The sequence below is a fragment of the Patulibacter sp. genome (genome assembly GCF_030655195.1).
Taxonomy (GTDB): domain Bacteria; phylum Actinomycetota; class Thermoleophilia; order Solirubrobacterales; family Solirubrobacteraceae; genus Patulibacter.
The window spans coordinates 1-11000 of the sequence record NZ_JAURWA010000115.1 but is presented as its reverse complement, the minus strand read 5'-3'; the positions used below and the strand labels follow the sequence as shown (position 1 = coordinate 11000).

General features: G+C 76.3%; 8 protein-coding genes. 6 read left to right on the top strand and 2 right to left on the bottom strand.

Annotation, left to right across the window (positions count from 1 at the left end; translation table 11 throughout):
* The 6 genes from Q7T67_RS12810 to Q7T67_RS12785 form a co-directional block, all read left to right on the top strand.
* The coding region (locus Q7T67_RS12810) for a hypothetical protein (RefSeq protein WP_304789984.1) at positions 1–898 on the top strand (898 nt) is incomplete at its 5' end.
* Between the two features lie 106 nt (positions 899–1004).
* Positions 1005–2432 carry a glycosyltransferase gene (locus Q7T67_RS12805; RefSeq protein WP_304789981.1) on the top strand — a complete coding sequence of 476 codons (1428 nt, stop codon included), beginning with the start codon at positions 1005–1007 and terminating at the stop codon, positions 2430–2432.
* Positions 2433–2440: 8 nt separating this feature from the next.
* Positions 2441–3517: a glycosyltransferase family 4 protein gene (locus Q7T67_RS12800; RefSeq protein ID WP_304789979.1), complete on the top strand. Its 1077-nt coding sequence runs from the start codon at positions 2441–2443 to the stop codon at positions 3515–3517.
* Positions 3518–3675: 158 nt separating this feature from the next.
* Positions 3676–4344 carry a hypothetical protein gene (locus Q7T67_RS12795; RefSeq protein ID WP_304789976.1) on the top strand — a complete coding sequence of 223 codons (669 nt, stop codon included), beginning with the start codon at positions 3676–3678 and terminating at the stop codon, positions 4342–4344.
* The gene (locus Q7T67_RS12790) at positions 4334–6661 is read left to right on the top strand and encodes an O-antigen ligase family protein (RefSeq protein WP_304789973.1); all 2328 of its coding nucleotides are present in this window, start codon (positions 4334–4336) and stop codon (positions 6659–6661) included. Before Q7T67_RS12795 ends, Q7T67_RS12790 begins: the two co-directional genes overlap by 11 nt.
* Before the next feature lie 122 nt (positions 6662–6783).
* Positions 6784–8376, top strand: a complete 1593-nt coding sequence (locus Q7T67_RS12785) for a hypothetical protein (RefSeq protein WP_304789970.1) — start codon at positions 6784–6786, stop codon at positions 8374–8376.
* Positions 8377–8490: 114 nt separating this feature from the next.
* Here Q7T67_RS12785 and Q7T67_RS12780 read toward each other — a convergent pair whose 3' ends face one another.
* Positions 8491–9678: a glycosyltransferase gene (locus Q7T67_RS12780; RefSeq protein ID WP_304789966.1), complete on the bottom strand. Its 1188-nt coding sequence runs from the start codon at positions 9676–9678 to the stop codon at positions 8491–8493.
* Positions 9675–10913, bottom strand: a complete 1239-nt coding sequence (locus Q7T67_RS12775; RefSeq protein WP_304789963.1) for a glycosyltransferase family 1 protein — start codon at positions 10911–10913, stop codon at positions 9675–9677. Before Q7T67_RS12775 ends, Q7T67_RS12780 begins: the two co-directional genes overlap by 4 nt.
* Positions 10914–11000 lie beyond the last annotated feature (87 nt).

The following is an 11000-nucleotide window of genomic DNA, read 5'->3' as shown; positions in this document are numbered from 1 at the left end:
CCACGCCGCCGGCCGCGCCCGCGAGGCGCTCCTGGGCTACGCCCCCGCCCCGGCGCCGGAGGGCGGCTGGACCCCCGGGCCCGACGACGTCCTCGCCGGGACCAGCGGCCACGTCGCGGGCCGTCGCGCCCACCTCCTGCGCGCCCACGACCGCTGGCTCGACGCGCGGCTGCGGACCTCCGGGGTCCTGCGCGACCTCGACCGTCTGGCGTCCGCCACGCCGCGCCGCCGCGTCCTCGTGGTCGTCCCCGCGCGGCCCGCCAACGCCGCACGGGTCCAGGCGCTGCGCGGGCCCCTTGCCTCGGCCCACCACGACGTCGACCTGCGGGTCGTCGACCCCGCCGGCCGGCCGCGCTTCGCGGTGATCGAGGACGAGGCGCGGTCCGCGGCCTTCGACTGGCTGCTGGTCGTCGACGACGACGTGGCGCTCGTCCCGCGCTTCCTCGACCGGTTCGTCGCGCTGCTCGAGGCCGCGGGCCTCGACCTGGCCCAGCCCGCCCACCGCCGACACGGACACGCGGCGTGGGAGCTCACCCGGCGCGAGCCCGGGGCGGTGTGGCGCGAGACCACGTTCGTCGAGATCGGCCCGGTCACGGCGATCTCCCGCCGGGCCGCGGACGTCCTGCTGCCCTTCCCGCCCGCCACCGGCATGGGCTGGGGCCTCGACGCCCACTGGGCGGCCGTGGCCGCCGAGCACGACTGGCGCCTGGGGATCGTCGACGCGCTGCCGGTCGACCACACCGCCGCGCCCGCCGGCTCGGGGTACTCCCGCGAGGACGCCCGCGCCGACGCGGCGGCGCTCCTGGCCGACCGGCCGCACCTGCCCCGCTGGGAGGTCCGGACCGTCGCCCGCCACGACGACGTCCCGCCCGCCCGCCCCGCCCGCCCGGGCGACTGACCCGGCCGAAGCGCGAACCCGCCCCCGGCCGGCCGGACGCCGGCCCCGCGCGGCCCCCGGCGGACGTCACGGGACGCGGCGCCGTGGTCTCGTAGGCTCACGGGGCGTGTCCGTCCCCGATCCCTCCACGACCCCGCGCGACCGCGACGCCCCGCTGCGGGTCTGCGTGGTGGCGGAGTTCTACCCGCGGGCCGACGACCCCGTCCTGGGCGTCTGGGCGCACCGCCAGGCCGTCGCCGCCCGCGACGCCGGCGCCGAGGTGCGCGTCCTCGTCCTGCACCGCCCCGTCCCGCCGAAGGCCACGCGGCCGCGCGACCTCGTCCGGGTCCTGCGCCGCATGCGCTCGCAGCCGCGCGAGGCCGAGCTCGACGGCATCCCGGTCACCTACGTGCGGTTCCACAGCCCGCCGCGCGGTCGCTCCTACGGCAGCTGGGGCCGCTGGGCCGCCCGGCCGCTGCGCCGGGCGTTGCGCCGGCTGCACCGCGAGTTCCCCTTCGACGTCGTCCACGCCCACAACGCCGTGCCCGCCGGCGACGCCGTCCGCCGGGCGTGCGCCACCGGACCGCTCTCGGGCGTCCCGGTGATCGTCTCGGTCCACGGCGGCGACGTGTACTACACCGCCCGTCGCTCGCCCGAGGGCGAGCGCGCGGTCCGCGACGCGTTCGCGGGCGCCGACCTCGTCCTCGCCAACAGCGCGGGCACCGCCGACCGCTGCCTCGAGCTCGGCGCCGCCCGCACCCGCGTCGTCCGCCTGGGCACCGACCTGCCGGGCCCCGACGCCGTCGAGACCTGGCACCGGCGCCGCAGCTGGGCCGCGCCCTCGGCCCCCGACGCGATCCCCGGCGACCCGGACGCCGTCGCCGCCCCCCGACGCTCCCGCGGCCGCTGGGGCCACGGCCAGGTGCTGCGCCCCGTCGACGTCGTCGTCCCCGAGCCGCTCCTGGTCACCGTCGCCCACGTCGTTCCGCGCAAGCGCCACGAGGACGTCGTCCGCGCTCTCTGGGTGCTGCGCGACCGCCATCCCGGCGCGCGCTACCGCGTGATCGGCGACGGCCCGGAGCGTCCCGCCCTGGCGCGCCTGGCCGAGCAGCTGGGGGTCGACGACCGGATCGAGTGGCGCGGCCAGCTGCCCCACGGCGAGGCGCTCGAGTCCGCCCGCGAGGCCGACCTCTTCGTGATGCCCTCGGTGGACGAGGCGTTCGGGGTGGCGTACGTCGAGGCGATGGCCTCGGCGATGCCCGCCGTTGCATCGATGGGCGAGCCCGGACCGCAGGAGATCTCGGCCGTCGGCGAGGGCATCGTCCTGGTCCCGCCGGGCGACGTCTCCGCGCTGGCCCGCGCGCTCGACGCGCTGCTGACCGACCCCGCGCGCCGTCGCACCCTGGGCGTCGCGGCCCGCCGCACGGTCGCCGAGTCGTTCACCTGGGAGCGCTGCGGACGACAGACGCTCCGGGCCTACCGGGGCGTGGTCGACGGCGGCCAGTCGGACCTCGCGGCCACCCCCGGTCGCTCCGCGGACGCCCAGGCGGGATGATCCGTCTCGTGGCCCCCGCCCGCTCCGATCGCCCGATCCTCCTCGTCACCTCCCGGGTCCCGCCCGAGCGGGTCGGTGCGCTGCGCGCCCTGGCGGAGATCACGCCCGTCGAGGTGGCGGTCTTCGAGGGCCGCAACCACCACTTCACCGAGTCGGTGCAGGAGCCCGGCGTCCCCACCCACCGCGTGAGCCAGGCCGAGGTGCTGCGCCTGGCGAGCGCCCGCGGCCGCTGGCGTGCGGTGATCGCGGGCACCGCGGGCCGGATCGCCCTGCCGGCCGCCTGGCGCGGTGCGCGGATGGGCGGCACACCGTTCGTGCTGTGGAGCGCGATGTGGCACGAGCCGACCACCCCCGCGTTCGTCGTCGCCCGCCCGATGCTGCGGCGGATCGTCCGCGACGCCGACGCCGTCGCCACCTACGGCGCGCACGTCTCCGCCCACGTCCGCGCGCTCGGCGGCCGCCGCGTCCACATCGCCCCGCAGGCCGTCGACCCGGCGGTCTGGGTCGACCCCGTCGCGACGCCGCGCCCGCCCGGCAGCCCGTTCCGCATCACCTACGTCGGCCGGGACGCCCCGGGCAAGGGCCTCGAGATCCTGCTCGTCGCCTGGCGCCAGACGAACCTCTTCGAGGCGATCGGCGCCGAGCTGACGCTGCTGGGCCCCGAGTCGGCCTCGGACGCCGGGCTGCCGGGCGTCCGCGCGCTCGGCCCGGTCCCGCCCGACGAGGTCCGTGCCTGGCTCGACGACAGCGACGCCCTCTGCGTCCCGTCGGAGCGCACCGCGTCGTTCCTCGAGCCGTGGGGCCTCGTCTGCAACGAGGCGCTGCACCGCGGCGTCCCGGTCGTCGCCACGGACGCCGTCGGGGCCGCGATGGGCGGCCTCGTGCGCGACGGGCGCAACGGCCGCGTCGTGCCCGCCTCGCACCCGCTCGAGCTCGCCCGCGCCCTGACCGGCCTGGCGATGAACCCGGACACCGCGAAGGCCCTGGGCGACGCCGGACGCCGAGACGTGCGACCGTTCACGTACGACGCATGGGCCGCAGGCATGGTCGCCGCGGTCCAGGACGCCGAGCAGCACGCGACCTGATCGCCCGGAAGGACGTCCCCGCCGGGGGGCGAACGGTGTCAGCACCGCACCTTTCCGCGCCAGGACGTGTTGGTAGCGTTGGACGTCGCTGACCGGGCACGCCCGCGTGCCGCCCGGTGTGCCCTTCGCCCACCCCGCGCCCCACCCACGGAGCCCTCGTGCGCAACCGCCTCAGCCTGATCCCCCTCCTCCTGACCCTGCTCGTCGCGTTCGCGGGAGCACCCGCGGCCGCCCAGGCGGACTACCGGGACATCTTCACGGACTGCAACGACGGCACGATCGACGGCACGTACTCCGCCAAGGAGTTCCAGCAGGCGCTGCGCAACCTCGACGCGTACACGGGCGACTACTCCGAGTGCGCCGACGCGATCTTCCTCGCGCAGCAGAACCAGGCCAGCGGGACGAAGACCGGCGGCTCCAAGACCGGCGGCGGCACCGCCGGCGGCAGCACGAGCACCGGCGGCGGCACGACGGGCACCACCCCCGGCACCGCGGCCACGGGCGGCACCACCACCACGCCGGGCACGACCACCGGCTCCGCGCCGACCACGACGACGCCCGACCCGCAGAACGACGCCCGCGACGCCGACGCCGCGGAGCGCTCGGCCGCCCTGGCCGCCGCGACGGCCTCGGCCGACAAGCAGGCGCAGAAGACCGCCGCCGACCTGAAGAACACGGGCGTCCCGGCCGCGGCGCTGCAGCTCGGCGAGGCCGAGACCTCGCTGCCCGGGCCGCTGCTCCTGACCCTGATCGCCTGCGCGGCGGCCGCCGTCATCGCGGGCGGTGCCACCGGCTTCCAGGCGTACCGCCGCCGACGTGGGCGCTGACCCCGCGGCCACGTCGGCCGTCCCACCCGCGGTCGTCCCGCCCCCGACCGCCCCGGCCCCGCGCCGGGGCGCCGCGCTGCGCCGTGTCGCCCGCGGGGACGCGCCGTGGATCGTCCTGATCGCGGCGCTGATCGTGTGGGTCGCCACCGAGGCGAAGACCGGCGACAACGTCAGCGTCACCACCCCGCCGCTGCTCACCGCCACGCTCCTGGCCGGCGCGATCGCCGTGGCCAGTGCCCTGTGGGCGCCCCGCGGGGCCCGCGCCTGGGGTGCCGGGACCGTGCTGGCCGCCCTCGCCGTCGTGGTCGTCACCGGCCTGTCGATCACGTGGTCGGTGTCGCCGGAGAACTCGTGGTTCGAGGCCAACCGCACCTTCTCCTACGTCGCCGTCCTCGTCGGCGGCGCGGCCGCCGCACGACTGGCCCCGGGCCGCTGGCAGGCCCCGCTGGGCGGCGTCCTGCTCGGCACGACGATCATCTGCACCTGGGGCCTCCTGACGAAGGTCTTCCCGGCGAACGTGCCGGAGGAGCTCGTCTTCGCCCGGCTGCAGGACCCGATCGGCTACTGGAACGCCGTCGGCGCGGTCGCCGCGTTCGCCCTGGTGCTCGCCCTCTGGCTCGGCACCCGCCGCGACGGCTATCGCCCGCTGAACGCCCTGGCCTATCCGGTCGCCGGCGTCGCGGTCATCACGCTGCTCCTGTCGTACTCGCGCGGCGGCCTGGTCGCCGCGGGCGTCGGCATCGCCTTCTGGCTCGTGCTCTCGCCGCGGCGCCTGCACAGCCTGCTGATCCTCGTCGTCGGCCTGCTCGGCGGCGGCATCGTCGCGATCTGGGCGTTCGCGAAGGCGGACCTGTCGACGGACAAGGTCGTCTTCGTCGCCCGCGAGGCCGCCGGCGTCGAGTTCGGCGTCCTGCTGCTCGTCGCGCTCGTCCTCCTGCTGATCGTCGGGCTCGTCATCGAGTTCGCGACGGTCTTCGCCGGCGTCGGCACGCCGGAGCGCCGGCGCCTGGGCACCACCATCCTCGTCGCCGTCGCGATGATCCCGCTGGCCGGCGTCGGTCTGCTGGCCGCGAGCGAGCGCGGGCTCACCGGCTCGATCACGAACGCCTACGACCAGATCGTCGATCCGCCCGTCGCGCTGCCGGCCGGCGACCCGTCGCGCCTGACCGCCGTCCAGTCGACGCGCTCGAACTACTGGCGCCAGGCCTTCCGGCTCTACGACCAGCAGAAGTTCCACGGCGTCGGCGCCAACGGCTTTGCGGCCGTGCAGTCGCGTGCCCGGCGCGACGACGGTGGCGTCGCGCGCCACGCGCACGGCTGGGTGCCGCAGACCCTCGCCGACATGGGCTGGCTGGGCATGCTGACCCAGCTGGCGCTCGCGGCCGCCTGGCTCGCCGCCGCGGCCCGGGCGATCGGCCTGCGCGGTCCGCTGCGGACCGGGGCCCGGACGCCCGAGCGCGACGGCATCGCGGCGGCCATCGGCGTCGTCGCGGCGTTCGCCGTGACGTCGGTCGCGGACTGGAACTGGTTCGTCCCCGCGGTGACGCTGCCGATGATGCTGCTGGCCGGCTGGGTCGTCGGCCGTGGCGCCGAGGCCGCGTTCGCCGGTGGCGGGCTCGGCCACCGCGCCCCGCTGCGCCTGCTCTCGCCCCGCGTGGGCGTGGCCCTCGCCGTCGTCGTGGTGACCCTGATCGGCGCGTTCTCGCTCGCGCAGCCCTGGCGCGCGGACCGCGAGACCGACCAGGCGCTGCAGACGCTCGCCGACGCGGCGGGCGAATCCGGTCCGCGCCGGCAGGAGCTGCTGACGAAGGCCGCCGGCCAGGCCGAGCGGGCGACCGAGCTGGACCCGCTGTCGATCGTCGCCCTGCGCACCCGCGCCAGCGTCCGCGTGGCGTCCGGCGACGTCGACGGGGCCCGGGCGTTCTACGAGAAGACGCTCGACCTGGAGCCGTCCGCCCCGGCCACGTGGGAGGCGCTGGCCCAGTTCGAGCTGCGCACGGCCAACCGCCCGCGCGCCGCGCTGCGGGCCGCCGGCGTGGCGCTGAAGATGGCCCCGTCGCTGCGCACCGCCGGGCAGGTCGCGATCCTCGCGCAGCGCCGCATCGCCGCGGCCGTCCTGCTCCGCGACCAGGAGCGCGCCGCCGCGAAGGCCGCCCGCGACGCCGAGAAGACGGGCGGGAAGCGCACCGCCGCGACCGGCGCCGGGACGACGACCGGCGCCGCCGGCACGACGGCCACCACGCCGGCCCCGACGACGACGCCGGCCCCCGCCACCACCCCGGCACCCGCCACGACGACCTCCACCACCGCTCCGTGACCCCAGGGCACGCAGCACCGCGCACCGCGGGCCCCGGCCCGGCGGCGCACACCACCGTCTCCCGCGACGTCGTGAAGCCGCGACCGCGACTCCCCCGCCCCCGAAGGGTTAGGACTGCACACATGCGCCGCCTGCTCCCCCTGCTCACCGCCGCGCTCCTGCTCGGCCTGCCCGCCGCGGCCTCGGCCGACAGCCGGCTCGAGGCGATGTTCCAGGACGACCCGCGGATCCTCAGCTCCGACGCGAAGGTCCGCAACGCCACGCTGGACGAGGCCAAGTCGCTCGGCGTGCAGCGCATCCGCGTCACCGCCTTCTGGAACCGGTTCGCCCCCAACGCGCAGGGGACCGAGAAGCCCGCCGGCTTCGACGGCAGCAACCCCGACGCCTACGAGGCCGGGCAGTGGGACGTCCTGGACGCCGTCATCACCGGGGCCAAGGCCCGCGGCATGACGGTCAACCTCAATCCGTCCGCCCCCGGCCCCAAGTGGGCGGGCTCGGCGTTCATCGAGGACCGCCTCGACCAGGTCACGAACCCCAGCCCCGTCGAGTACGCCGCGTTCGTCGCGGCGCTCGGCAAGCGCTACTCCGGTACGTTCACGCCCGCCGGCGGCAGCGCCGTCCTACCGCGGATCGACTACTGGTCGATCTGGAACGAGCCCAACCAGGGCGCCTGGCTGGCCCCGCAGTGGGTCGGCACCGGCAGCTCGGCCGTCCCCGCCGCGCCGCAGCGCTACCGCGTCCTGCTCGCCGGCGCCTGGTCCGCGCTGGAGCTCACCGGGCACACGGTCAAGACGGACACGATCCTCGTCGGCGACACCGCCCCGAAGGGCAAGTCGACCGTGACGAGCGTCGCCTCCGCGATGAGCCCGATCACGTTCCAGAAGCGCCTCTACTGCCTCGACGACCGGTTGCAGCTCCTCAAGGGCGCTGCGGCCAAGGCCCAGGACTGCTCCGAGAACGGCGACGCCGCCGGCTTCGTGGCCGCCAACCCGGCGCTCTTCCAGATGACCGGCTACGCGCACCACCCCTACGAGCTCGGCTTCAAGCCCGACGTCGCGCCGGAGGACCCGAAGGAGAACGTCACGACGGCCAACCTCGGCCTGCTGACGGACCAGCTCGACCGCATCATGGCCCGCTACGCCGTGGACCGGAAGCCGATCCCGCTCTACCTCACCGAGTACGGCTACCAGACCAACCCGCCCGACAAGCTCGGCGTGTCGCTGAACGAGCAGGCCGCCTACATCAACGAGGGCGAGTACATCGCCTGGCGCAACTCGCGCGTGCGGACGCTGTCGCAGTTCCTCCTCGTCGACGACGCCCCCAAGCCCGGCACCACCGGGTCGGCCAAGTGGAACTCCTCGTTCCAGACCGGCCTGCACTACGGCCCCGAGTCCGGCAAGGAGGGCAAGGCCAAGCCGGCCCTGGACGCCTACCGCCTCGCGTTCTTCCTGCCGCAGCGGACGGTCCCGACGACCCGCAAGCTCAAGCTCTGGGGTCGCGTCCGTCCGGCCCGCAGCGTCACGACCGTGACCCTGCAGCTGCGCGGCAAGACGGGCTCGTACAAGACGTTCCGCAGGCTGAAGACGAACAAGTACGGCTTCGTGAACACCACGGTGCGCGTCCGCTCGAGCTCCCGCGCCGCGCGTCTGACGTGGAAGTCGGGCTCGAAGACGTTCTACAGCCGCGGCGTCTCGTTCAAGGTCCGCTCGAAGTAGGAGACCCCGCAGACCCCGCGCCGCGGGCGGTCCCGCGCCTCCCCGGAGGCCGGGGCGCGCGGGCCCGCGGATCGGGGCCCGTGGATCCGGAGGCAGGGGCCCCCGGATCCGCCGCTACTGCGCGATGCGGGTGAGCTCAGGCGCCGGGGCGTCGTGCACGACGAGCCGCTCGTCCAGGCGCCCGTGGCTGCGGCCCGCGACGACGCGGTGCAGCAGGTCCTCGTACTGCGTCGTGACGCGGTCCCACGAGTAGGCCTCCGCCCGCTGCAGGGACCGCTCCCGCAGCGTCTGCACGCGTGCGGGGTCCAGCAGCAGCGCCTCGAGCTCCCGCGCCAGCGACGGCGCGCCCTCCGCGCCCGAGAACGTGTGCCCGGCCAGGCCGATCGTCTCCACGTTCGGCGCGTGGTCGTTGACGAGGACCGCGGTGCCTGCGGCCATCGCCTCGAGGATCACCGGGTGCGTGCCGCCGACCTCCGTCGGGACGACGGAGAGGTACGCGTGCTTCTGCAGCTCCCAGTAGCCGCGCCCGAAGACGTAGCCGGGGAACAGCACCCGCGGGTCCGCGCCGCGGTGCACGGACTGGATGAACTCGTCCGCGTACGGCGCGCCGCCGACGACCACGAGCTTCTTGCCCTTCGTCACCGAGTACGGGATGCGGGAGAACGCGTCGACGAGGACGTGCGGGTTGTTCTCCGGCTCCAGCCGACCGACGAACAGCACGTACTCGCCGGGCGTCAGGCCCAGCCGGTCGAGCGTGTCGGTGGTGGTGTACCCGGGGTCCTCGACGCCGTAGGGGATGACGTCGATCCGCTGGCCGTAGCGCTCGTCGAAGATGTCGGCGACCGAGTCGGAGTCCGTCAGCGCCACGTCCGCCCAGCGCGGGGCGTTGCGCTCGGCGAAGCGCAGGTAGGACTTGGCGGCGGCCGGCCACTTCGAGCGGTCCGAGTCCAGGCCGTCGACGTTGATGACCGTCGGGACGCCCGCCCCGCGGGTGATGCGGGTCAGCGGGCTGTTGCCGGCGATGAAGAAGAGCGCGACGTCGGGCTTCAGGCGCCGCACGGCGTGCTCGGCCGACAGGTACGTGTGGACGAACGTGTCGAGGTACTTGTTGCGGATCGTCGGCAGGTGCACCAGCCGCGCCCCGACGTGCTCGTGCAGCTCCCGGTCGACGACGTGCGGGCGGCAGTAGACGACGACCTCGTGGCCGCGCTGCACGAAGCCCGCCGCCAGGTGCTCGGCGGCGGTCTCGAAGCCGCTGTAGGCGGCCGGGATGCCGCGGGTGCCGAGGATCGCGATCTTCATGGACTGGCGGGGGACGGCGCGGACTCGGCGGGGTGCTCGGGGGGAGCGCCGCCCCGGGGCCCCGCGGACCCGTCCTGCGGGGCCGTCGAGGGGGCGGGCGGACCGTTCCTGCGCGCGTGCTCGACGGCGAGCGTATAGGCCTCGACGTGACGACGTGCCGCGATCGTCCAGCTGCGACCGCCGGCCACGCGACGGCCGGCGACCGCGAGCGCCTCGAGCCGCCGCGGATCGCCGGCCAGCGACTCCAGCACCCCGGCCAGCGCTGCGACGTCGCGGGGCGGGACGTACTCCGCGGCGTCCTCGCACGTCTCGGTCAGGCCGGGCGACGCGGCGGCGACCACGGGCAGACCGCGCGCCATCGCCTCCAGCGGCGTCAGGCCGACCCCCTCGTGCAGCGCGGGGTGGACGAGGGCGAGCGCGCCGTCCATCAGCGCCAGCAGCGCGTCGCGGTCCGGAGCCTCCACGCGGCGCTCGCGGGCCGCGGAGATCCCGTCGGCGGCAGCCGTCGCCGCCCGCTCCCGGGCGTCGCGCTCCGGGGCGCGGACGTGTCCCGCCAGGACGAGGTCCGGGGCGGCGTCGCCCATCCGGGTGCGCAGCAGCGCGTGGGCGGCCCGGAGCGTCGGCAGGTCCTTGCGGGGCTCGTCGTCGCCGACGTAGAGCAGGTACGGCCGGCCCGGGCCGGCCGGGGACGGACGGACCGTCGCGCCGTGGCGCACGTCGCGGGCCCGCCACTGGCCGGGCCCGTGCGGGGCGACCACGATCCGGTCGACCGGGACCTCCCACCGCTCGCGCACGTCGCGGGCGGTCGTGCGCGACACGGTGACGACGGCGTCGGCCCGCAGCGCCGCGGCGCGGTGGGCCCGGGACGCCCAGCGGGCGAAGCGCGGATCGAACGCGTCGGGCAGCAGCTCGAACGCCAGGTCGTGGACCGTGACGACCTGCGCGATCCTCGCCGTGGCGCGGCGCGGCCGGAAGACGGCCGGCAGCGGGTGGTGGACGACGTCCACGCGGTGGGAGGCGGCCAGGCGCGGCAGGGCGACGTCGAGCCACCAGCGGTCGCGCAGCAGGTTCCGGGCGCTGCGCCACCCGCCGCCGCCCGGGGCGGCGCGACCCTCGTCGCCGACCGCCACGACGTCGACGTTGAGCTCGTCGAGCCCGGCGCGCAGCCGCTCGACGTAGGTCGCGGTGCCGGAGGCGCCGCGCAGCGCGTAGCTCGTGTCGAGGAGGACTCTCACCCGCGCCGAGCCTACCGGCGGGGACCGGGTGGCCGGACCCGCCGGGCGGCGGGCGGGGGCCGACCGGGGGTGCCGGACCGCCCGTCG

Coding starts and splice junctions, on each gene's coding strand:
- Q7T67_RS12785 (WP_304789970.1), top strand. CDS start 6,784: ATGCGCCGCCTGCTCCCCCTGCTCACCGCCGCGCTCCTGCTCGGCCTG.
- Q7T67_RS12780 (WP_304789966.1), bottom strand. CDS start 9,678: ATGAAGATCGCGATCCTCGGCACCCGCGGCATCCCGGCCGCCTACAGC.